Raw genomic sequence first — 22841 nt, forward strand, 5'->3', positions numbered from 1 at the left:
GTCCGGAGAGTGAAATGAACAGCAACAAGATCAGGGTGGCGTGCGCGGCGATGTTCGCGATGACCACCATCGGTGCCCACGCGCAAACCGCCGACTCGAGCTCCAGCTCGCAGTCGTCGACTTCGTCGACGGCAATCAGCCAGGGTGGCGGCTCGAGCATGAGCTCGAACACGAATACGAACACCACCAGCTCGCGCGGCGGCAATGCCACCAGCAGCAGCGGGGTCCGCGGCAGCGGCAATTCGAGCGTGCAGGTCAACGTGACGATGCCGTCTTCCACGAGCGGTGGCTCGAACGTTCAACCGCAAGGCACCGGGACGCTCGCGGCGGGCGCACCCGGCACCAGCCCGTACAACACCCAGTCGGCCGAGAACGTCAATTATTCGGGCACGCAGACGATCAAGACGAACCCCGCCATCCAGGCGCCGGGCCTCACGACCACGCTGTCCGATACCTGCATGGGCTCGGTGAGCGTCGGCGTGTCGTTTCCGGGGTTCGGCGCGACGGGCGGCACGACGCTCGTCGACCAGGCCTGCGTGCGTCGTCTCGACGCGCGCGAATTCCGCGCGATGGGCCTGACCGATGTCGCGCTCGCGCTGCTCTGCCAGAGCGATGCGAACCGGCGCGCGGTCGAGGCGACCGGGCACCTGTGCCCGGGCACGACCGCACCGCTTGCACGTTCGAACGTGGCGCCCTCCGCCGAGGCGACCGTTGCCGACGACGTGAAGTATCGCGATCCGCTGGTGCGCAGCCGCATGGGGCTGCCGCCGCTCGACGCGGCCGCGCCGGCTGCCGCCGTGCAGACGCGCCCGGTGGCGACGACCGCGGTGCAGGCTGCGCCAATATCGGCGCCGGTCCCGGTCCCGGTCCCGGTGCCGACGCCGGTCGCCGCACCCATCGCTGCGCCGGTCGCCGCGCCGGTTGCCGCCAGCCCTGCGCCGGCCGCCGCCGTCGCGAAGGTTGCGCAGGCTGCCGCCGCGATCCCGGCTGCTGCTGCGCCGGTCGCGGCTGCCGCGCCGTCCGCCGCGCAGACCGCGGTCAGCGCGTTGCCCGCCGCCGCGGTCGTGGCCGCACCGGCCGTGATCGACAAGGCGACGCCGACGCCCGCCGCACCGGTCGCCGATGCGAAGACGCCGGAGCCTGCCGCCCCGGTCGCCGATGCGAAGACGCCGGAGCCTGCCGCCCCGGTCGCCGATGCGAAGACGCCTGAGCCTGCCGCCCCGGTCGCCGACGCGAAGACGCCCGAGCCCGCCGCCCCGGTCGCCGATGCGAAGACGCCGGAGCCCGCCGCCCCGGTCGCCGACGCGAAGACGCCGGAGCCCGCACCGGCCAAGACCGACACCGCCGCGCAAGCCGCTGCCGCGCCGGCCGTCGACACGAAGCTGCCGGAGGCCGCGCCGGCAATGGCCGACACGATGCCGGCCGCACCGGTCGTCGCCGTGCCGGCCGTCGAAGCGAAGCTGCCGGAAGCCGCGCAAGCGCCGGCCGACGTCGCCCCGCCGGCTGCCGAAGCCGCCGCGCCCGCGCCTGTCGTCGACGCGAAGGCGGCGGAACCCGCGCAGCCGATGGCGGAGCCTGCCGCGCAGGCCGCAGCCGCACCGGCGCCGGAAGCCGCGCCGCCCGCTGCCGACACGCCGGTTGCAGCCGAACCCGCGCCCGCACCGGCGGCCCAGGCCGCCGACATGCCGGCCGTGTCCGATCCGGCGAAGGACGCGGCGCCGGCCGCAGTCGACCAGCAGGCCGCACCGGCAGTGCCGGCCGCGCCGATGCCGGTGGCCGTGTCGACGAGCACGTCGTCGTAAGCAACGGGTCCGCGCTGCGTGCGGCCGGCATGCCGGTCGCACGCAGGCTGCGCGGACCTGCCGCATGACGATCGTTCCTGTTTGACGGGTGTTGGTCCCATCCCCGAGGTCAACACCTCTTTTTGCCTGACGAGGATGCAAGGAGGCCTCAATCATGAGGATCTTTTTGGTCGCTCTGCTGCTGTATAGCGCGCAAGCCGCTGCGCAGGCAGTTTTTCAGAACCCGGCGGTCTTCGTGATCCTGAGCGAACAGACCCTTGCGAATGCCGCGAGCGTTCAGCAGGCGCTGACGACGCTCAACCGCGCGGACAACACCGCGTGCGTGCCGATGATGATGGTCGGCGATCCGCAGGTGATCTACATGGTGCCCGAGGCCGGACACGCGCCGTCCTGGCAGTCGCCGGTCTACGGACGCGGCGCGCCGTTCGCCGCGCAGAACGGGCCGGTTTCGACGGGCAAGACGGTCGGCGCGATGCAGCATGCCGAAGACATGCAGACGCAGCCGTGGGCAGACAGCGGCGCCATCACGCAACGGATCGCGGGCGAATCGAGCGTATCGGCGTCGAGCACGGTAAGCGACTGGCAGAGCGCCGGGCTCAATACCATCGAGACCGCGCGCGCCGCCGAAGTGACGGTGAACGGCAAGACCTACCGGACTTACCAGCATGACATCAACCGGTCCGCGCAGCCGGTCGTCGAGCCGCAGGTCTACACGCAGCGCGTCATCTTCTGTCGATAGATAGCGAACCTTCAATCTGCGGACATGCCGGCGTCGCGCGGCGGGACTACGAGCCCGCGCCTCTCGCGCAGCCGGCCTTCCCGATTCCCGCACGCGACGAGGCCATCGTGAACCAGTGTTGTTCGATCAGACTGTCCGGCCAGCAGGACGCCGACGGCGACGCATGCCTGCCGCCGTTCGTCGCCGTGCGGCGCAACCAGGCGGCGCCGTCGCGGCCGCTCGTCTATCTGGCGCAGCGCCACGACCCGGCGCTCGTCGACTGCCTCGCCGCGCGCGGCTGGGAAGTGTGGCGCGCCAGGACCGTTGCGGACGCATTGAATTTCGTGCGCGCGAATCGCCTGTACGCGGGCGTCGTCGATTTCGGCGGCTTCGCGTCGCCCGACGTCGCGGCCTTCGAGGCGTTGCTGCGCGACCCGCGCGTCGGCTGGGTCGCGCTGGCCGACGACGAGCGGCTGAAGGAGATCGCCGTCTGCCGGCTGGTCCGGCAGTGCTGCTTCGACTACGTGCGCAGCGCGACGGCCTACACGACGATCGGCTATCTCGTCGGGCATGCGTACGGGATGCTGAAGCTGTCGGAGTGCGATCCGGCCGACGAGGCCGTGTCGCCCGGCGATGCGATGATCGGCTCGTGCGACGCGATGCGCCGGCTGTTCGCGACGATCCGCAAGGTCGCGAACACCGATGCGACCGTGTTCGTCGCCGGCGAGTCCGGCACCGGCAAGGAGCTGACGGCCGCCGCGATCCACCAGCACTCGGCACGCGCCGACGCGCCGTTCATCGCGGTCAACTGCGCGGCCATTCCGCCGACGCTGCTGCAGGCGGAACTGTTCGGCTACGAACGCGGCGCGTTTACCGGCGCGCATCAGCGCAAGATCGGCCGCATCGAGGCCGCGCACGGCGGCACGCTGTTTCTCGACGAAATCGGCGACATGCCGTTCGAGAGCCAGGCGAGCCTGCTGCGCTTCCTGCAGGAGGGGACGATCGAGCGGCTCGGTGCGCACGCATCGATTCCGGTGGACGTGCGGATCGTGTCGGCGACCCACGTCGATCTCGATGCAGCGATGCGGGCAGGGCGGTTCCGCGCCGATCTCTATTACCGCCTGTGCGTGCTGCGCATCGACGAGCCGCCGCTGCGCACGCGCGGCCGCGACATCATGCTGCTCGCCGATCACGTGCTGCAGCGGTATCGCGGCGACAGCTCGCACCGGATCCGCGGCTTCATGCCGTGCGCGGTCGAGGCGATCCACAACTACGGATGGCCCGGCAATGTGCGCGAGCTGATCAACCGGATCCGCTTCGCGGTCGTGATGACGAACGGCCCGATGATCTCGGCGGCCGACCTGGAACTGAACCAGTACACGTCGCGCCAGCCGCATACGCTCGCCGAAGCGCGCCGGCAGGCCGAGCGGCGCGCGATCGAGGAAACGCTGATGCGCCATCGCCACCAGCACGCGGACGTCGCGGCGGAACTCGGCATTTCGCGCGCGACGCTGTACCGCCTGATGACCGCGCACGGGCTGCACGGCTGACGCGCGCAGCCGCTGCGGGGCGGCCCTGCGCACGAACGGGCGTCAGGCCGGCCGCGCGAATCCCGATTCGACCCAGCGGCCGGCGCTCGCCTTGTTGAGCTTGAACGCGGCCGATACCTTCGCATCGGCGAGCAGTTCGCCGTACGTGTCGAACGCCTTGAGCTCGGCATACGGCTCGATTTCGTCGGGCACGATGTCGAGCGTCACCGACACTTCCTGCTCGCCGGCCCACACCGTCACCTGCTTGTGCAGCATCGCGCGCCGCTGCTGCTCGTGCCGCATCAGCACTTCGGTCGCGGTCTTCACGAGCGTGCGGAACGCGTTCGCGTCCATCGGCTTCGGGTTCTTCTTGTCGCGGCCCATCGTCCACGGCCCGACCAGCGCAGGCTCGGCTTCGCCGTCCTTGATCATTTCGACGGCCCAGCCGTCGTCGTCCTCGTTCTTGATGATGCGGGCGGTCCAGCCGTTGTCGCGCCAGAGGCCGTCTTCGTGGATGCGGGTGTCGTCGGAGGGGAGGTCGGATTCGGTCATGGATGAAGCGGCGTGAGCGGCGGCCGCGCAGCGGGGCGCCGCGCGCGCCCGCGCCGGCTGCCCGCCGCCGGTCGCCCGGGATGGCATCAAAGGCCGCAATTTTACCTGCTGATGCGCCGTCCGGCCCGCGGCCGCGCCTCTCGTCGGCCGACCGGACGATGCCGGACGCCGTCGTCCGATCGAACCGGCGCAAATATCAAACTCGTATTAGCTCCTGGCGCGCCGATCGCGTGCTCGTCCGATATCGCGGTCGCGAGCAGCTTCATAGAATGACCGTCGGGCTAAAAATAGCCCGAGAGGGAATTCGGCACCAATCCGGCCGGGCGTTCGCGTTTTCCGCACGCGCCCGGCGCAACACATGGGACTGCGCATGGGGAAATTCAGTGTTCGCACCGTTTTCGCATATGACTGGCCGTTGACGCTGGCCGGCATGGAGCATATCGCGGCCAGCGGGTCCGCGATCGAACTCGTCGGCGTCTATTCGACGACGCCCGAACTGATCGCGTCGTTCGGCGCTGTCGACTGCGACGTCGTGCTGGCGGATTATGCGATGCGCGGCGACCGGCGCTTCGACGGCATCGCGCTGTTCGAATGGCTGCGCCGCACGCGTCCGGACGTCGGGATCGTCGCGCTGGTCTCGGACGAAAGCCCGGTGATCCTGCGCTCGATACTCGCGTATGGCGGCGTGAGCATCGTCAGCAAGTTCGACGAAGTCGGCCATATCGTCACCGCGATCCATTCGGGCTACAGCGGCGGGCGCTATCTGTCGCCGCTCGTCAGGCGCGCGATCGAGTCGTCCTGCGAAGGCGAGCCCGCGAAGCTGTCGGCGCGCGAAATCGAGGTGATCCGGCTCTATCTGGCCGGCGTTCCGATCAAGACGATCGCGGAGCGGCTCAACAAGGGCAAGCAGACGGTCAGCGCGCAGAAGATCAGCGCGATGAAGAAGCTCGGCGTCAGCAACGACGTCGAGCTGGTCCAGCATGCGGCGGGGCTCGGGCTGGGGCTCGTGCCCGTTCGTTCCGGCAACGCGCGGGCGAGCGCACGCCACGTGCCGCGGCCCGACGAGTGAGGCGCGGCGGCGGCGCTGCGCCGCGCGCGCCGGAGCCGGCCGGTCAGGCCGGCAGCGCGAAGCGCGTGACCGCGTCGCGCAGCGCCTCGGCCTGGTCGCGCAGCGAATGCGCGGCGGCCGCGGCCTGCTCGACGAGCGCCGCGTTCTGCTGCGTGACCTGATCCATCTCGCCCACCGCGCGATTGACCTGTTCGATGCCGGCGCTTTGCTCGCGCGACGCGTGGCTGATCTCGTCGAGGATCTCGTTGACGCGGCGCACCGACTGCACGATCTCCGCCATCGTCTCGCCCGCATGCGTGACGAGCGTCGCGCCGTGCTCGACGGTCTCGTTCGACGACACGATCAGCGACTTGATCTCCTTCGCGGCCGTCGCCGAGCGTTGTGCGAGCGAACGGACCTCGGCCGCCACCACCGCGAAGCCGCGGCCCTGTTCGCCCGCGCGCGCGGCTTCGACGGCCGCATTGAGCGCGAGGATATTGGTCTGGAACGCGATGCCGTCGATCACGCCGATGATGTCGCCGATCTTGTGCGAGCGGTCGGTAATCTCGTTCATCGTGCGTACGACGTCGTCGACGACCGCGCTGCCGCGCGTGGCCACCTGCGCGGCCTGGCCCGCGAGCGACGCGGCCTGCGCGGCGCTGTCCGCGTTCTGCTTCACGTTCGCGGTCATCTGGTCCATGCTCGACGCCGTCTGCACGAGCGCGGCCGCCTGTTCCTCGGTGCGCTGCGACAGGTCCGTGTTGCCGGACGCGATCTCGCTCGCGCCGACGTTGATGTTCTCGGTGCCGGTCCGCACGCGCGACACCATGTCGATCAGCCCGCCCTGCATCGTGTGCAGCGCGTGCATCAGGCTGCCGCGATCGTCGTGCTTCACGTCGACGCGCGCGGTCAGGTCGCCCTGCGCGATGCGCTGCGCGGCTTCGAGCGCGGTCTCGAGCTCGCCGCCGAGGTTCGCGCGCACGCTCTTCAGCACGAGCACCATCACGGCGGTGGCGATCGCGCCGAGCACGGCCGTCATCGCGAGCCAGCGGCCGATGCTCGCGAGCACGGCCGAGCGCACGTCGTCCATGTACATGCCGGTGACGAGATACCAGTCCCAGGGCGCGAAACGCTGCACGGCGCTGGTCTTGTCCTGCGGCTTGTCGGCGCCCGGCTTCGGCCACAGATATTCGACGAAGCCCTTGCCGCCCGCGGCGTTGCCGGCCTTCACGATCTCGACGAACAGGTGCTTGCCGTTCGGATCCGCGAAATTCGACACGTCCTTGCCGTTCAGCTCGGTCTTGATCGGATGCATCACGATCACCGGCTTCGAATCGTTGATCGAGATGTAGCCGTCCGTGCCGTAGCGCATCGCGGCGATTGCGTCCAGCGCCTTCTGCTTTGCGTCGGCTTCGGACATCGCGTTCTGCTGCGACAGCTTGTAGTAGCGGTCGGCGACGCTCGTCGCCTGCGCGACCAGCGCGGCAAGCTGGTCGCGGCGGTCGTCGATCATCGACGCGCGCGTCTGCCACGCGCCGAGCCCGGCGATCACGAGCAGGCCGAGCCACAGGATGACGATCATCGAGGCGAGTTTCTGATTCAGGGTAAGAGTGCGCATGGTGTCAGGGTCGGTCGGTCGAACAGGCTCGCCATAACGGCGTGACGGGATAAGTGTTTGACGGCGCGCAACGAGCGCGGCCGCAGGCGGGAAATCCCTTAGTCGACTCGGCGGCCGGCCCGCGCGGCGCGAAAGCCGGCGACGCGCGCGGGGTTGTCTGTGCATATACATAAGGCGGCTCGCTATACTGTCGGCGCACTGGCGCTGCTCGCCCGCTCGGGCGCGCCGAACAAAGCCGAAAGGAGGCAACGATGCGAATTCTGGTAGTGGGCGCCGGCGCGGTCGGCGGGTACTTTGGCGGCCGGCTGGCGGCGGCGGGGCGCGACGTGACGTTTCTCGTGCGCGAAGCGCGCGCGGCCGCGCTCGCGCGCGACGGGCTCGTGATCCGCAGCCCGCACGGCGACCTGACGCTGGCGAACGTGCAGACCGTGCGCGCGGGCGACGCGGGCGCCGGCGTCGCGCCGTTCGATCTCGTGCTGCTGAGCTGCAAGGCATACAGCCTCGACGACGCGGTCGCGTCGTTCGCGCCATTCGTCGGGCCGCAGACGCTGATCCTGCCGATGCTCAACGGCATGCGTCATCTCGACGTGCTGCGCGAGCGCTTCGGCGCCGCGCAGGTGCTCGGCGGGTTGTGCGTGATCGCGGCGACGCTCGATCGCGAGCAGCGCATCGTGCACCTGAACGACACGCACGGCGTGACCTTCGGCGAGCTCGCGGGCGGCGAGTCGCCGCGCGTGCGCGCGCTGGCCGGCGTGCTCGGCGGCGCGGGCTTCGATGCGACGCTCAGCGACGACATTGCCGCCCGGATGTGGGACAAGTGGGTGTTCCTCGCGACGCTCGCCGCGAGTACGTCGCTGTTGCGCGGCTCGGTGGGCGACATTCTCGCCGCGCCGGACGGTCGCCGCCTGCTCGAGACGATGCTCGACGAGTGCAGCGCGATCGCCGCGCACAATGGCTACCGGCCCGATCCCGCCGCAATCGAACGGATGCAGCGGATGGTGCTGACGCCGTCGCCGCTCACCGCGTCGATGCTGCGCGACGTCGAGAACCGCGCACGCGTCGAGGCCGATCACGTGATCGGCGACCTGCTCGCGCGGCGCGATCCGCAGGCGGGCGACACGCTGTCGCTGCTGCGGATCGCCTACAACCATCTGAAGACTTACGAGACGCGCGTTGCGCGCGAAAGCTCGGCCGCGTGACCCCATGAGGAGCGACGGGCGTCCGCTCATGTCGGCGGACGCCCGCCGCTTTCCGCATTGCACAAATTTGCCGCCCGCCGCCATTCCCCGCCGGAAAGTGCAAAAAAGTATCGAAAATCAGGCGTAAAGTTGGTGGAGCCGCGCGCGCGATCGACCTACATTGTTTCCCATGCGACCGGTCCGTGTCGCCGCGCGAAACAGGTGGAATCCGGCGGCGGACGAGCGAAAAGCCGAACAGGCCGGCCAGCGAGACATCGGAATGGAGACGCCAACGATGATGCACCCCGATCTGGAAGTGGTCGAAGTGCGACGCGACGAGTCGTTCAAGGTCTGGTCGCACGGCTACCCGTATCGCACGATCCGCTGGCACTTCCATCCCGAGTTCGAACTGCACCTGATCGTCGCGACGCACGGCAAGTACTTCGTCGGCGACCACATCGGCTCGTTCGGCCCCGGCCATCTCGTGCTGCTCGGCCCGAACCTGCCGCACAACTGGGTCAGCGACATGGCCGAAGGCGAGACCGTCGAGCGCCGCAATCTGGTAATCCAGTTCGATCCCGCGTTCGTGCGCCGCTGCATGGACGCGTTTCCCGAATGCCGCGACGCACAGGCGCTGCTCGACGATGCGCGGCGCGGCGTCGGCTTCGATGCGGCGACGAGCGCCGCGATCGCACCGCTGTTCGACGAGTTGCTGGCGGCGCGCGGGATGCGCCGCATCGCGCTGTTCATGGCGATCCTCGAACGGCTTTGCGTGGCGGCCGAGCGCACGCTGCTCGCGAGCCCTGCGTATGACCAGGCCGACGTCACGCCGACGCGGCTCAGCCACGCGCTGTCGTATATCGGCAAGAATCTCGCGTCGGAGCTGCGCGAATCCGATCTCGCGCAGCTGACCGGGCAGAGCGTCAGCGCGTTCTCGCGCGCGTTCCATCGCCATACCGGCCTGCCGTTCGTGCAGTACGTGAACCGGTTGCGGATCGAGGCCGCCTGCCAGATGCTGCTCGCCGACCACGCGAACATCACCGACATCTGCTTCCAGTCCGGCTTCAACAACGTGTCGAACTTCAACCGCCAGTTCCGCGCGGTGAAGGGGATGACGCCGTCGGAATTTCGCGCGCTGCAGCGCCTGAACGCGCGCAGCCGCGAACTGGCGCTGCATGCCGCGCCGACCGGCAATCCGCGCCCGCCGCGCGTGGTGACGCCCGGCGTGCCCGGACTCGCCCCGCAGCCCGGATGATCGCGGGGCTGCGGCCCGCCTGATTTTTTTCCTGCCGTTTCAACCCGCCGATCGCGCCGTCCACGACGCGACGGGCTCGCTCAACCCCGAAAAAGCCGCATACATAACTGGAGACACCGTCATGACACACGCATCGCCCGCCTCATCGCCCCGCCGTGCTGCCCGGATTGCGACCCGCACCGCGCTCGCCGCCGCGGCCTTGCTGCTTGCCGCCGCACCGGCCGCGCAGGCCGCGCCGCTGCGCATCGGCATGACGTTTCAGGAACTCAACAACCCCTATTTCGTGACGATGCAGAAGGCGCTGAACGACGCGGCCGCGTCGATCGGTGCGCAGGTCGTCGTCACCGACGCGCATCACGACGTCAGCAAGCAGGTCGGCGACGTCGAGGACATGCTGCAGAAGAAGATCGACATCCTGCTCGTGAACCCGACCGACTCGACCGGCATCCAGTCCGCGATCACGCAGGCGAAGAAGGCGGGCGCGGTGGTCGTGGCCGTCGACGCGAACGCGAACGGCCCGGTCGATTCGTTCGTCGGCTCGAAGAACTACGACGCGGGCGTGATGTCGTGCGACTACCTTGCGAAGGCGATCGGCGGCAGCGGCGAAGTCGCGATCCTCGACGGCATCCCGGTCGTGCCGATTCTCGAGCGCGTGCGCGGCTGCAAGGCCGGCCTCGCGAAATACCCGAACGTGAAGCTCGTCGACACGCAGAACGGCAAGCAGGAGCGCGCGACCGCACTGTCGGTGACCGAGAACATGATCTCCGCGCACCCGAAGCTGAAGGGCATCTTCAGCGTCAACGACGGCGGCGCGATGGGCGCGCTCGCCGCGATCGAGGGCTCGGGCAAGGACATCAAGCTGACGAGCGTCGACGGTGCGCCCGAGGCGATCGCCGCGATCCAGAAGCCGAATTCGAAGTTCATCGAGACGACCGCGCAATTCCCCGCCGACCAGGTGCGCATCGCGCTCGGCATCGCGATTGCGCGCAAGTGGGGCGCGACGGTGCCGAAGGCGATCCCGGTCGACGTGAAGGTCGTCGACCGCAGCAACGCGAAGGGCTTCAGCTGGTGAACGACGTGCGACGCGACGCGAAGGGCGGCGGCGCCTTTTGCACGGAGAAGCCGATGGACACGATACTCAGGCTCAGCCACATCACGAAAAGCTTTCCGGGCGTGAAGGCGCTGTCGGACATCGATCTGGAGATCGCGCGCGGCGAGATCCATGCGCTGCTCGGCGAGAACGGCGCGGGCAAGTCGACGCTGATGAAGATCCTCTGCGGCATTCATCAGCCGGATGCCGGCACGATCGAGATCGACGGCGCCGTGCGCCATTTCGCGAACTATCACGACGCGGTGGCGGCGGGCATCGGCATCGTGTTCCAGGAATTCAGCCTGATCCCGCACCTCGACGCGGTCGACAACCTGTTTCTCGGCCGCGAGCTGCGCGGACGCTGGGGCCTGCGCGACCGCGCGCGGATGCGCCGCACGGCGGCCGGCCTGTTCGCGCGGCTCGGCGTGTCGATCGATCTCGATGCGCCGATCGGCACGCTGTCGGTCGCGCAGCAGCAGTTCGTCGAGATCGGCAAGGCGCTGTCGCTCGACGCGCGCCTGCTGATTCTCGACGAGCCGACCGCGACGCTCACGCCGGCCGAGGCCGAACACCTGTTCGCGATCATGCGCGAGCTGAAGCGGCAGGGTGTCGCGATGATCTTCATCTCGCACCACCTCGACGAAATCTTCGCGGTGTGCGACCGCATCACGGTGCTGCGCGACGGCCAGTACGTCGCGACCACCGACGTCGCGCGCACCGACGTCGAGCAGCTGGTGCGGATGATGGTCGGGCGGCGCATCGAGAGCAGCTTTCCGCCGAAGCCCGCACGCGCGGCCGACGCGCAGCCGGTGCTGGAGGTCGCGGAACTGCAGATCGAACGCGACGGCCCCGTGAACCGTTTTGCGCTGCATGCGGGCGAGATCCTCGGCTTCGCCGGGCTGGTCGGCTCGGGCCGCACCGAAACCGCGCTCGCGGTGATCGGCGCGACGCGCGCGCACCGCAAGGACGTGCGCGTGCGCGGCATCGCGGCGAAGCTGAAGGACCCCGCCGACGCGCTGCGCGCGGGTATCGGCATTCTGCCGGAAAGCCGCAAGACGGAAGGGCTCGTCACGTCGTTCTCGATCCGCGACAACATCTCGCTGAACAACCTCGGCAAGTACCGGTCGATGCGCTGGCTGATCGACCGCCGCGGCGAGGCGCGCACGACGCACGACGTGATGCGGCGCGTCGGCGTGAAGGCGCCGTCGATCCACACCGAGGTCGCGACGCTGTCCGGCGGCAATCAGCAGAAGGTCGTGATCGCGCGCTGGCTCAATCATCACACCACCGTGCTGATCTTCGACGAGCCGACGCGCGGCATCGACGTCGGCGCGAAAGCGGAAATCTACGGGCTGATGCGCGAACTCACCGCGCGCGGCTACGCCATCATCATGATCTCGTCCGAGCTGCCGGAAATCGTCGGCATGTGCGACCGCGTCGCCGTGTTCCGGCAAGGGCGCATCGAGGCGACGCTCGCCGGCGACGAGATCGATCCCGACACGGTCATGACCTATGCCACGGCCGGCACGCGAGGAGCGACCCATGAAACTGCCTGATTCTCCTTCCTCTTCCACGCCTTCCACGACGCTCGCGGCCGCCGCCGGCAACGGCGACGCGCCGCCGCCCCGCGCGATATGGACGCAGTTGCGGCGCTCGACGCTGTTCTATCCGCTCGTCGGCCTCGTCGTCGTCTGCATCGCGATGATGATCGCGAGCCCCGGCTTCCTGTCGGCCGCGAACCTGGAGAACGTGCTGCGCCAGGTGTCGATCAACGCGATCATCGCGGTCGGCATGACCTGCGTGATCCTGACCGGCGGCATCGACCTGTCGGTCGGCTCGGTGATGGCGCTGTCGGGCACGCTCGCGGCCGGGCTGATGGTCGCGGGCGTCAACGCGGTCGCCGCGCTCGCGATCGGCATCGCGGTCGGCTTCGGGTTCGGCTTCCTGAACGGCGTGTTCGTCGCGTTCGCGGGGATGCCGCCGATCATCGTCACGCTCGCGACGATGGGCATCGCACGCGGCCTCGCACTGATCTATACGGGCGGCTATCCGATCGACGGGCTGCCCGACTGGGTCGCGTTCTTCGGCAGCGGCAAGGTGCTCGGCATCCAGGCGCCGGTGCTGATCATGCTGGCGGTCTACGCGATCGCGTGGCTGCTGCTCGAACGCATGCCGTTCGGCCGCTATGTCTATGCGATCGGCGGCAACGAGCAGGCGACGCGCCTCACCGGCGTGCGCGTCGCGCGCGTGAAGCTGATCGTCTACACGCTGGCCGGCGTGACGTCGGCGCTTGCCGCGATCGTGCTCACCGGCCGGCTGATGAGCGGCCAGCCGAACGCGGGCGTCGGTTTCGAGCTCGACGCGATCGCGGCCGTCGTGATGGGCGGCACGTCGATCTCGGGCGGGCGCGGGGCGATTCTCGGCACGCTGGTCGGTGCGCTGCTGCTCGGCGTGCTCAACAACGGGCTGAACATGATCGGCGTGAATCCGTACGTGCAGAACGTGATCAAGGGCGGAATCATCCTGCTCGCGATTTATATCAGCCGCGAGCGGGCGCGATAGCGGACCGGCACGAAGCAGTCCGAATTTTCCATCTTCAACGAACGAGACAACTCATGACGACACCCGAAGCCCAGCCGCGGATGACCGCGGTCGTCTGCCACGGCCCCGAGGACTATCGCGTCGAACAGGTCGACAAGCCGCGCGCAGGCCCGAACGAACTCGTGATCCGCATCGCCGCGTGCGGAATCTGCGCAAGCGACTGCAAGTGCTATACGGGCGCGAAGATGTTCTGGGGCGGCCCGAACCCGTGGGTGAAGGCACCCGTGATTCCCGGCCACGAATTCTTCGGCTACGTCGAGGCGCTCGGCGACGGCGCGGCCGAGCACTTCGGCGTCGCGCCCGGCGATCGCGTGATCGCCGAGCAGATCGTGCCGTGCGGCAAGTGCCGCTACTGCAAGTCCGGCCAGTACTGGATGTGCGAGGTGCACAACATCTTCGGCTTCCAGCGCGAGGTGGCCGACGGCGGGATGGCCGAATACATGCGCATTCCGCCGACCGCGATCGTCCACAAGATTCCGCTTGGCGTATCGCTCGAGGATGCTGCAATCATCGAACCGCTGTCGTGTGCGATCCATACCGTGAATCGCGGCGATATCCAGCTCGACGACGTCGTCGTGATCGCCGGCGCGGGCCCGCTCGGGTTGATGATGACGCAGGTCGCGCACCTGAAGACGCCGAAGAAGCTCGTCGTGATCGACCTGATCGACGAGCGGCTCGCGCTCGCGCGCGAGTACGGCGCCGACGTGACGATCAACCCGAAGCACGACGATGCGCGCGAGATCGTTCGCGCGCTCACCGACGGCTACGGCTGCGACGTCTACATCGAAACGACCGGCGCGCCGGTCGGCGTGAACCAGGGGCTCGACCTGATCCGCAAGCTCGGGCGCTTCGTCGAATTCAGCGTGTTCGGCGAGGACACGACCGCCGACTGGTCGATCATCGGCGATCGCAAGGAACTCGACGTGCGCGGCGCGCATCTGGGCCCTTACTGTTATCCGGTGGCGATCGACCTGCTCGCGCGCGGGCTCGTCACGTCGAAGGGCATCGTCACGCACGGTTTCGCGCTGGAGGACTGGGACGACGCGATCCGCATCGCGAAATCGCCGGAATCGATCAAGGTGCTGCTGAAGCCGGCCCGCTGACGGCAGGCGTGCCTCTCACCGGAGACATCATGGAATACGTCATTGGCGTCGACATCGGCACGCAGAGCACCAAGGCGCTGCTCGTCGACCGGCACGGCACGATCGTTGCGCGGCGCTCGGCTGGCTATCGGCCCGATACGCCGCGCCCGCTGTGGGCCGAGCAATGGCCGCAGGTGTGGTTCGACGCGGTGCTCGACTGCATCGCGGGCTGCGTGGACGATGCGCGCGCGCAGGGCGTACCGGCCGACGCGATCCGCGCGGTGTGCATGAGCAGCCTGTACGGCGGCTCGGGCATTCCGGTCGACAGCGAGATGCGGCCGATCCACCCGTGCCTGATCTGGATGGACCGGCGCGCGACCGCGGAAGTCGACTGGGTGAACGCGAACGTCAATGTCGGGCGGCTGCGCGCGATCACGGGCAACGGCGTGGACAGCTACTACGGCTTCACGAAGATGCTGTGGCTGCGCGAACAGCGCCCGGAGGCATGGGCGAACGTGCGTTATTTCCTGCCGCCGAACGCGTACGTGATCTACCTGCTGACCGGCGAGGTCGCGGTCGATCACAGCTCGGCCGGCAACCTCGGCGGCGTATACGACGTCGCGCGTCGCGAGTGGTCGGATGATGCGCTCGACATGCTCGGCATTCCGGCGACGATGATGCCGGAGCGGCTCGTCGATTCGACGGAGATCGTCGGCGGGCTGCTGTCGCAGTGGACCGAACGGCTTGGGCTGGTCGCCGGCACGCCGGTCGTCGCGGGCGGCGTCGATGCGTCCGTCGCGACGTTCGCGGCCGGCGCCACGCGCGCCGGGCAGCACGTCGCGATGATCGGCACCAGCATGTGCTGGGGCTATGTGAGCCAGCACGTCGATGCGCGTCACGGGCTCGTCAGCATGCCGCACGTGTTCGACGGGCAGCGCGACCTGTACGTGTTCGGCGGCGCGATCACGGCCGGCGCATCGGTCGCGTGGTTTCGCGACCAGTTTTGCCACGCGGAGATCGACGCGGCGCGTGCGTTGCCGCACGGCGATCCGCACGTGCTGCTCGAAGAAGCCGCCGCGCGCGTGCCGGCCGGTGCGGACGGCGTGCTGTTCCTGCCGTATCTGATGGGCGAACGCAGCCCGGTGTGGGATGCGAAGGCGAGCGGCGCGTTCGTCGGGCTGAGCCTCGCGCATACGCGGGCGCACCTGTATCGCGCGGTGCTCGAAGGCGTCGCGTTCGCGCTTCGACACAACATCGAGGCCGGCCGCCGCGGCGCGGCCGTGCTCGACGACCGGTTGATCGTCGTCGGCGGTGCCGCGCACTCCGCGCTGTGGATGCAGATCATCGCCGACGTGACGGGTTTTCCGGTATGGACGATCGAGGAGGACGTCGAAGCCGCGATGGGCGCTGCGCTGCTGGCGGCGGTCGGGGCCGGGCTCGTGTCGAGGCAAGATGCGCAGGGCGGCTGGGTCACGCTCGTCGAGCGCGCGCGCCCCGATCCCGCTCGCGCAGGCCTGTATGCGGCGCGCTTCGAACTCTACACGTCGTTGTATCCGGCACTCCGGCCGATCATGCACGGGCTGCAGACACCATCATGAAGACGCGATTCGATTTCGACGGTTCACGCGTGCTCGTCACGGGCGCATCGAGCGGGATCGGGCGTGCCTGCGCGGTCGCGTTGGCGCAGGCGGGCGCACGGGTCGTCGCGGCAGCGCGCGACGCGGCTGCACTCGCCGCGCTCGCCGACGAGACGGGCTGCGACACGTTGCGTGTCGATGTCGGCGGCGACGAGCAGGCGATCGATGCGGCGCTCGCGGCACACGCGGCGTTCGACGGGCTCGTCAATTGCGCGGGCGTCGCGTCGCTCGAGCCGGCGCTCGATATCGACGCGGCAGGCTTCGATCGGGTCATGGCCGTGAATGCGCGCGGCGCGGCGCTGGTCGCGCGATCGGTCGCACGGAAGATGATCGCGCGCGACGGTGGTGGTCGCCGCAGCGGCGGTGAGCGTGCAGGCGGCAGCATCGTCAATGTCTCGAGCCAGGCCGCGCTCGTCGGCTTGCCCGCGCATCTGAGCTACTGCGCGTCGAAGGCCGCGATGGATGCGATTACGCGCGTGCTGTGCATCGAACTCGGGCCGCACGGGATTCGCGTGAACAGCGTGAACCCGACCGTCACGCTGACGCCGATGGCGCAGTTCGCGTGGAGCGAGCCGGAGAAACGCGCGCCGATGCTGGCGTCGATTCCGCTGGGACGATTCGCGGAGCCCGACGAGGTGGTCGCGCCGATCCTGTTCCTGCTGAGCGATGCGGCGTCGATGATCAGCGGCGCGTCGCTGCCGATCGATGGCGGATATACGGCGCGATAGCGGTGCGATTGCCGCTTTGACGCGCAGTCCGCGTTCGCCGGGAAATCAGGGGCGCATGCCGGCGATCGCTGCGTTCCGCCAGACCGGATCCTTGTTCGGCGGCCCGTCCGGCTGCTGCGGGTTGTCGTGATGATGACCGGGGGACGGTGGCGACAGCGGATCGTCTTCCGGGTCGCGGTTCGGGTCGGCCGGAGGCTCGGGCATCGGGGTCGTGTGATCGGTCATGGCGGGCTCGCGGGAGCGTGGCGCGGCACGGCAGTGCCGCCTCGTCTCCGTTATAGGCAATCGGGCACGCGTTTGCAGCGAGATTCTTGTCGAGCCGGATGCGTGGGCAGGGGTTCCGTGCTCATGCCGTGATTGGCCGGGGACTGACGGCGATCGTCGGCGCGTTCCGTTGTGTCACTGCGGCCGCGCGCTCAGCGCAAGTCGGCCGGCGTATCGACGTCGCGCAGGATGCCGGGATCGTCGACGTCGAGCAGTTGCACCGGGGCGCTCGCGAACAGCGCGCGCGCCCCCGTATCGCCGTCGAGCGCGGCCAATGCATCGTAGTGGTGCGCGGCGAAGCCGACCGGATGGCCGCGTTTGCCGCGATAGGCGGGCGCGACGATCGACGCGTCGTCGGTCTCGAGCGCGCGCGTCACCGCCTCGTAGGTGGACGATGCGATCCACGGCATGTCGCCGAGCGCGACGAGCCAGCCGTTCGCGTCGGGCGTGGCGCGCACGCCGGCCGCGAGGCTCGCGCCCATGCCGCGCACTGCGTCGGGCGCGTAGACGACCTGGCAGCCGGCTTCGTTCAGGAGGATCGCGAGCTTTTCGGCGCCGGGACGCACGACGGCGATCACGTCGGCCGTGGCGGCCGCCAGATGGCGGGCGGCCGCGACCGCGACCGGCGTGCCGTCGGGGAGCAGCGCGAGCAGCTTGCTGTGCAGGCCGCTCGGGTCGAAGCGTTGACCAAGGCCGCCGGCAAGGAGAACGCCGGTGGCGAGTGACGCATAGGACATCGGCGCGGGGGGAGTGAGGCTGGTGCCGCGATTGTGCGGGAGCGGGCGGGGATCGGCAAGTGAGGATGTTACCGAACCGCGCCCGTCATGTCGGAAAGTTCGTCACGATGCGTCTTCGTCGAGACGGTTTTCCTCGACGGGGCCGTAAATGGCGTGCGATTCCTCGCGCATCACGGCTCAATAGCGGTCGCCGAACTACCAGTGCCATCAATCCGACAGGTAATTCGCGAAGCTCCGTCGCGCGCGGCCGGCCGTTGACGATCGATTTGATCGGACGAATCGCCGATATGCCGGAGCAGGGGAGAGGGCGTCTCGCCGTTTTTGCGGCAGGGAGGTGCCTGGATTACCAGAGCGTCTTGACGTGCGCGTATGCGCGGATTTTCTCGTCGCGCGTGACGAGCGGCGCACCGAGCCGCCGCGCCGTCGCGACGATCATGCGGTCGGCCGGATCCTTGTGGAACGTGCCGGGCAGCGTGGTGGATTTCGCGGCGATGTCGGCATCGACTGGAACGAAGCGCATGCCGTCGATCTGCGCGACGGTGGCGAGCCATGCGTCGACGTCCATCGTCAGGGCGAGCCGGTCGTTGCGCACCAGCATCGCGATTTCCCACGCCGAGATCGCGGATGCGGCCAGCGTGCCCTCGCTGCGCGCGCGATCGATGACACTTCTCGCTTTCTTGCTGAGCGAAGGGTCGCCCGCCACCCACCATACCAATGCATGCGTATCCAGCACGATCACCGCGACGCCTCCCAATCATCTTCCGCAATCGGATCGACGGGATTGTCATAGCGCATGACCGAGCCGCGCAATATATCCAACGGCTGGGATTCGCTCGAGCGATACGGCCGGATTTCGAGCGTCGGCTTGCCGTGATCGGTGACGATCAGGCTTTCGCCCGACGCTTCGACGAGCCGAAAGTATTCGAGTGCGCGAGCCTTGAACTCGGATTTCGAAACGGGCGCGTGTGGCATCATGATATGAGCATGGTCATTTGACGATGGTCATTTTAGGGTGGGGCCCGGTGAATTGCAAGCAACGCAGCGGGGCGTGGCGGGATGCGGCGCGCAGTCCGGGTGGAGGGGCCCGGAGCGGACGTGTCGCCCGACGGGACGTGACCGAACCGGATCCCGTCACGCATCCGCCCACTTCCTCAACAGGTTGTGATAAATCCCCGTCAACGAAATCACCACCGGATCCTTCGCCCCTTTCTCCGCCGTCAACGCCTGAATCTGCGTATCGAGCTGAAACAGCAGCGTGCGATCGCCGTCGTCGCGCACCATGCTCTGGATCCAGAAGAACGACGCGACGCGCTCGCCACGCGTCACGGGCGTCACATGATGCAGGCTCGATGCCGGATACAGCACGAGGTCGCCCGCCGGCAGCTTCGCGCGATGCACGCCGTAGGTATCTTCCACGCACAGCTCGCCGCCGTCGTAAGCGTCCGGGTCTTCGAGAAACAGCGTCGCCGACAGATCGCTGCGCACGCGGAAATCCGTGCCGCGCAGCAGCCGGATCGCGTTGTCGACGTGCGTGCCGAATGCCTCGCCGCCGCCATAGCGGTTGAACAGCGGCGGAAACACCTTGAGCGGCAGCGCCGCGGAGAAGAACAGCGGATGGCGCGCGAGCGCATCCTGGATCGCGTCGCCGACCGCGCGCGCGACGGGCGAGCCTTCGGGCAACTGGCGGTTGCGTTTCGCGAGCGCCGACTGCACGCCGGAGGTCGCATTGCCGTCGATCCATTCGGCGGCATCGAGCATCTCGCGGCACTGCGCGACCTGCGCCTGCGTCAGCACGCCGGGAACATGCAGCATCATGTGGCGGACTCCATGCGGTGCGGCGCCAGTTGCAGCGCCATCTCGCGAAACGCGTCGAGCGGCGACGACGCGAGATACGCGCGCATCTTCGCGACGAACGCGGGCGTCGCGGTCGCCGGCACGCGCGCGAGCCACGCGAGCGCTTCGTCGACGCGCGCGCGCTCGGCCAGCAGCCGCGCATAGTTGAACTGGCCACGAAAATCGCCGGCCTCGGCGGCGCGGCGATAGTGATCGAATGCGACCTCGGCGTCGGCGTCCACGACCCAGCCGTCTTCGTAGAAGCCGCCGATCAGATTGACCGATTTCGCGTGGCCGAGCGCGGCGGCGCGCCGGAACCAGTCGAGCGCTTCCTCGCGGTTCTCGTCGATGCCGTTGCCAAGCGCGAGCGCCGTTGCATAGTTGTACATGCCCCAGTCGAGCCCGGCCTGCGCGGCGAGCCGATACCAGTACACGGCGACCGGGGCGCACATCGCGGTGCCCCAGCCGAACTCGTAGCAGCGGCCGAGCATGTTCATCGCCATCGGGTGGCCGGCCTGCGCGGCATGCCGGAACCAGCCGAACGCGGCGGCCGGATCGCGCGCGACGCCATGCCCGTCGAGCAGGTATTGCCCGTAGACGGCCTGCGCTTCGACGATGCCGTGGTCGGCCGCCGCCGCGACCCACGCGGCGGCGCGCTCGGCCGGCCCGGCCAGGATGTCGGCGAACTCGCGCGGCGACACCGACGCGAGCGCCTTCAGCGACACGGCCTCCATCGATCAGTAGCGCGCGTTCAGCGTGACGAACGCCGAGCGGCCCGGCGCGATCGACGCGTAGTGTGCCGGATACGCCTGATCGAAGTACGTGCGATTGAACAGGTTGTTCACGTTCAGCTGCAGGTCGAGCTTCTTGTTGATCCGGTACTGCGCCATCGCGTCGAAGCGCCAGTACGACGGCACGGCGCGCAGGTTCGCGGTATCGCCGTACACCTTCGACATGTAGAACGCACCGCCGCCGAGCGTGAACTTCGGCGTCACGTCGTAGTTCGTCCACATCGTGAAGCTGTGCTTCGGCGTGTTCGGGAACTGATGGCCGTTGTTCGCGGTGTCCTTGCCGTTGTCGCGCAACTGGCTCTTCATGTACGTATAACCGCCGAATACCTGCCACTGCTTCGTGATCTGCCCGGCGACGCCGAGTTCGAGGCCCTGCACGCGCTTGTTGCCGACCATCGCGTACTGGTTGTTCGGCAGCGTCACGCGCGCATTCGTCGTGTCGATCTGGAACAGCGCGGCGGTCAGCGACAGCTTGTCGTTCAGCACGTTCCACTTGGTGCCCAGTTCGATGCTGCGGTTCTTTTCGGGCGACATCTGGTCGGCGTTTGCACCGACGCCGCCGCGGCCGGGCTTCAGCGCGGTGACGGATTCGTCGCCTTCGCCGAGCAGCATGCCGGCCGGCGTCGACGACGTCGCGTACGACGCGTAGATGCTGCCGTTCTGCGCGGGCTTGAACACGGCGCCGAGCTGCCAGTTGAACAGCGTGTCGTCGCGCGTGTAGGTCTTGCCGCCGTTGGCCTGGGTGTCGGTGAAGCGGGTCGAGTAGTCGTCGACGCGCACGCCGGCATTGATCTGCCAGCGCGGCGTCAGCTCGATCGTGTCGAAGCCGTAGATCGACTTCGTCGTGGTGCGCGCGTGCGCATAGTCGTTGTTGCGCGAGATCGAGCCGGCCCAGGGATCGGCCGGGTTCGGCGACCACAGGCTCGTGCAGTTGTAGCCCGATGCCGCGCCGATGCCGTTCTGGCAGATCTTGCCGGTGCCCGTCGCGACGCTGTACGTATCGCGCCTGCCCCATTCGCGCGACAGCTCGATGCCCGTCGTGAAGCTGTGCTTGAACGGGCCCGTGCGGAATTCGCCGAACAGCTCGGTCTGGTTCGCGATGCTGTTGATCGTGCTGTAGCGGTTGTTGTTGCGGCGCCAGACCTTGCCGTTGATCACGTTGCCCTGGCTGTCGTCGGGTTGCGTCCAGATGTAGTCCTGCGACGACTCCGTGTAGCGCGTCGTGTTGCGCACCGTCAGCCCCGGCGTGATGTCGTGCTCGATCTTGAGCGTGCTGATGTCCGACGTGGTCTTGCGGAAGTCGCGGTCGATCAGGCCGTAGAAGTTGTGGCGGTCGACCGGCGCCGGATAGATCGTGTCGACGTTCGCGGGCTTGTTCGACGTCGTGTAGAAGTACGGAATGCCGCCGTCGGGCAGGTCGTCCGTCGACAGGTGGTAGTAGCTCGCGGTCACGCGCGTCGGCGTGCCGAGACCGAACGCGATCGACGGCGCGACGCCCCAGCGCTCGTTGTTCACCGCGTCGCGGCCTGCGACGTCGTTGTTGTGGCTCATCAGGTTCAGGCGGAACGCGGCGTGATCGGCGAACTGCCAGTTGCCGTCGGCGGTGAAGCGGCGATAGCGGTCGGTGCCGAGGCCCGCGCTCGCGGCGGCCGTGGTGCCGAGGTGCGGCGCCTTCGTGATCAGGTTGATGCTGCCGCCGGCGCCGCCGCGGCCGCCGTATGCGCCGTCGGAGCCCTTGGTGATCTCGACGCGTTCCGTGTTGAAGATCTCGCGGGTGGTCGCGCCGGTGTCGCGCATCCCGTCGACGAACATGCTGCCCTGCGCGTCGTAGCCGCGAATGAACGGGCGGTCGCCGAGCGGGTTGCCGCCTTCGCCGGCGCCGAACGTGATGCCGGGCACCGTGCGCAGCGCTTCGGTCAGCGTCGACGCGCCGCTGCTCTGGATCAGTTCCTGCGGAATCACGGTGACGGATTTCGGCGTGTCGACGAGCGGCGCGGTGAATTTCGCGGAAGCGGAGAAGTCGGCCTTGTAGCTGTGCTCGGTCTTGCCCTTGATCTCGATCGGCGCGAGATGGTCGCCGCTGTCGACGGGGGCGGGCGGCGGCGCACCGTCCGCGAACGCGGGGCTCGCGGCGAGCACGCTGCACAGGGTGGTGAATTTACCGAGCTTCAGCTCTTCGGGACGGGACTTCATGATGCACTCGACCTCGCGGTGTGGCCCCGGCGCGGGTGCTGCAAGAAGGTGCATGCCGCCGGGAATTATTACGATTTGTTTTCAGCTGCGCATTCTATGTAATTTTTTATTAAATGAGAAGCGTTCTTGTTATCGTTTGTAAGGAAGGTGTGAGCTGCAGCAAGCGCGGGCGAGGGGCGACGGCC

21 protein-coding genes are annotated in these 22841 nt (G+C 68.4%); 12 read left to right on the forward strand and 9 right to left on the reverse strand.

Annotated features, from left to right (window positions below):
* Positions 1-14 precede the first annotated feature (14 nt).
* From WS57_RS04100 to WS57_RS04110, 3 genes are all read left to right on the forward strand, one after another.
* Positions 15-1802, forward strand: a complete 1788-nt coding sequence (locus tag WS57_RS04100) for a hypothetical protein (RefSeq protein ID WP_059601255.1) — start codon at positions 15-17, stop codon at positions 1800-1802.
* Between the two features lie 154 nt (positions 1803-1956).
* Entirely contained in the window at positions 1957-2541 is a 585-nt protein-coding gene (locus WS57_RS04105; RefSeq protein ID WP_009694110.1) for a hypothetical protein, read from the forward strand.
* A 167-nt stretch (positions 2542-2708) separates the two neighbouring features.
* Positions 2709-4070, forward strand: coding sequence for a sigma 54-interacting transcriptional regulator (locus WS57_RS04110; protein WP_420481035.1), 1362 nt, complete (start codon positions 2709-2711; stop codon positions 4068-4070).
* 42 nt (positions 4071-4112) lie between these two features.
* Here WS57_RS04110 and WS57_RS04115 read toward each other — a convergent pair whose 3' ends face one another.
* Complete coding sequence (locus tag WS57_RS04115) at positions 4113-4601, reverse strand: hypothetical protein (protein ID WP_059512504.1); 489 nt, start codon at positions 4599-4601, stop codon at positions 4113-4115.
* 370 nt (positions 4602-4971) lie between these two features.
* On the opposite strand from WS57_RS04115, the gene WS57_RS04120 reads away from it, so the two are divergent.
* Positions 4972-5670: a response regulator transcription factor gene (locus WS57_RS04120; protein WP_069244335.1), complete on the forward strand. Its 699-nt coding sequence runs from the start codon at positions 4972-4974 to the stop codon at positions 5668-5670.
* Between the two features lie 43 nt (positions 5671-5713).
* On the opposite strand, the gene WS57_RS04125 is transcribed toward WS57_RS04120, so the two are convergent.
* On the reverse strand, positions 5714-7267 hold the full coding sequence (locus WS57_RS04125; RefSeq protein ID WP_009693147.1) for a methyl-accepting chemotaxis protein: 1554 nt from the start codon (positions 7265-7267) through the stop codon (positions 5714-5716).
* A 251-nt stretch (positions 7268-7518) separates the two neighbouring features.
* Between WS57_RS04125 and panE the strand changes: the two genes are divergently transcribed.
* From panE to WS57_RS04165, 8 genes are all read left to right on the forward strand, one after another.
* Complete coding sequence (panE, locus tag WS57_RS04130; protein ID WP_069243784.1) at positions 7519-8466, forward strand: 2-dehydropantoate 2-reductase; 948 nt, start codon at positions 7519-7521, stop codon at positions 8464-8466.
* A 274-nt stretch (positions 8467-8740) separates the two neighbouring features.
* Complete coding sequence (locus WS57_RS04135) at positions 8741-9700, forward strand: AraC family transcriptional regulator (RefSeq protein ID WP_069244336.1); 960 nt, start codon at positions 8741-8743, stop codon at positions 9698-9700.
* Positions 9701-9821: 121 nt separating this feature from the next.
* On the forward strand, positions 9822-10772 hold the full coding sequence (locus WS57_RS04140) for a substrate-binding domain-containing protein (RefSeq protein WP_059512515.1): 951 nt from the start codon (positions 9822-9824) through the stop codon (positions 10770-10772).
* Complete coding sequence (locus WS57_RS04145; protein ID WP_409070482.1) at positions 10691-12346, forward strand: sugar ABC transporter ATP-binding protein; 1656 nt, start codon at positions 10691-10693, stop codon at positions 12344-12346. Before WS57_RS04140 ends, WS57_RS04145 begins: the two co-directional genes overlap by 82 nt.
* Positions 12333-13352, forward strand: a complete 1020-nt coding sequence (locus tag WS57_RS04150; protein WP_059512517.1) for an ABC transporter permease — start codon at positions 12333-12335, stop codon at positions 13350-13352. The genes WS57_RS04145 and WS57_RS04150 overlap by 14 nt, the downstream gene beginning before the upstream one ends.
* A gap of 53 nt (positions 13353-13405) precedes the next feature.
* Entirely contained in the window at positions 13406-14494 is a 1089-nt protein-coding gene (locus WS57_RS04155) for an alcohol dehydrogenase catalytic domain-containing protein (protein ID WP_069243785.1), read from the forward strand.
* Positions 14495-14523: 29 nt separating this feature from the next.
* Positions 14524-16071 (forward strand): FGGY-family carbohydrate kinase, encoded by a 1548-nt coding sequence (locus tag WS57_RS04160; RefSeq protein WP_069243786.1) that lies wholly within the window; start codon positions 14524-14526, stop codon positions 16069-16071.
* Positions 16068-16838 carry an SDR family oxidoreductase gene (locus WS57_RS04165; RefSeq protein WP_059512520.1) on the forward strand — a complete coding sequence of 257 codons (771 nt, stop codon included), beginning with the start codon at positions 16068-16070 and terminating at the stop codon, positions 16836-16838. Before WS57_RS04160 ends, WS57_RS04165 begins: the two co-directional genes overlap by 4 nt.
* A gap of 45 nt (positions 16839-16883) precedes the next feature.
* Here WS57_RS04165 and WS57_RS04170 read toward each other — a convergent pair whose 3' ends face one another.
* The 7 genes from WS57_RS04170 to WS57_RS04200 all read right to left on the reverse strand — a co-directional run bounded on the left by WS57_RS04170 (position 16884) and on the right by WS57_RS04200 (position 22656).
* Entirely contained in the window at positions 16884-17063 is a 180-nt protein-coding gene (locus WS57_RS04170) for a hypothetical protein (protein WP_059479850.1), read from the reverse strand.
* A gap of 191 nt (positions 17064-17254) precedes the next feature.
* Positions 17255-17839 carry a nucleotidyltransferase family protein gene (locus tag WS57_RS04175; RefSeq protein ID WP_059479852.1) on the reverse strand — a complete coding sequence of 195 codons (585 nt, stop codon included), beginning with the start codon at positions 17837-17839 and terminating at the stop codon, positions 17255-17257.
* 343 nt (positions 17840-18182) lie between these two features.
* The gene (locus WS57_RS04180; RefSeq protein ID WP_059512574.1) at positions 18183-18578 is read right to left on the reverse strand and encodes a type II toxin-antitoxin system VapC family toxin; all 396 of its coding nucleotides are present in this window, start codon (positions 18576-18578) and stop codon (positions 18183-18185) included.
* Positions 18575-18814 (reverse strand): type II toxin-antitoxin system Phd/YefM family antitoxin, encoded by a 240-nt coding sequence (locus tag WS57_RS04185; protein ID WP_040131292.1) that lies wholly within the window; start codon positions 18812-18814, stop codon positions 18575-18577. Before WS57_RS04185 ends, WS57_RS04180 begins: the two co-directional genes overlap by 4 nt.
* Before the next feature lie 156 nt (positions 18815-18970).
* A complete protein-coding gene (locus tag WS57_RS04190; RefSeq protein WP_009688936.1) occupies positions 18971-19654 on the reverse strand; it encodes a Fe2+-dependent dioxygenase in 684 nt (227 codons plus the stop codon).
* Positions 19651-20406 (reverse strand): tetratricopeptide repeat protein, encoded by a 756-nt coding sequence (locus WS57_RS04195; RefSeq protein ID WP_059512521.1) that lies wholly within the window; start codon positions 20404-20406, stop codon positions 19651-19653. The genes WS57_RS04190 and WS57_RS04195 overlap by 4 nt, the downstream gene beginning before the upstream one ends.
* A gap of 3 nt (positions 20407-20409) precedes the next feature.
* Positions 20410-22656 (reverse strand): TonB-dependent receptor, encoded by a 2247-nt coding sequence (locus WS57_RS04200; protein WP_009688934.1) that lies wholly within the window; start codon positions 22654-22656, stop codon positions 20410-20412.
* Between the last annotated feature and the right edge of the window lie 185 nt (positions 22657-22841).

The sequence above is a fragment of the Burkholderia pseudomultivorans genome, from assembly GCF_001718415.1.
Lineage (GTDB): Bacteria > Pseudomonadota > Gammaproteobacteria > Burkholderiales > Burkholderiaceae > Burkholderia > Burkholderia pseudomultivorans_A.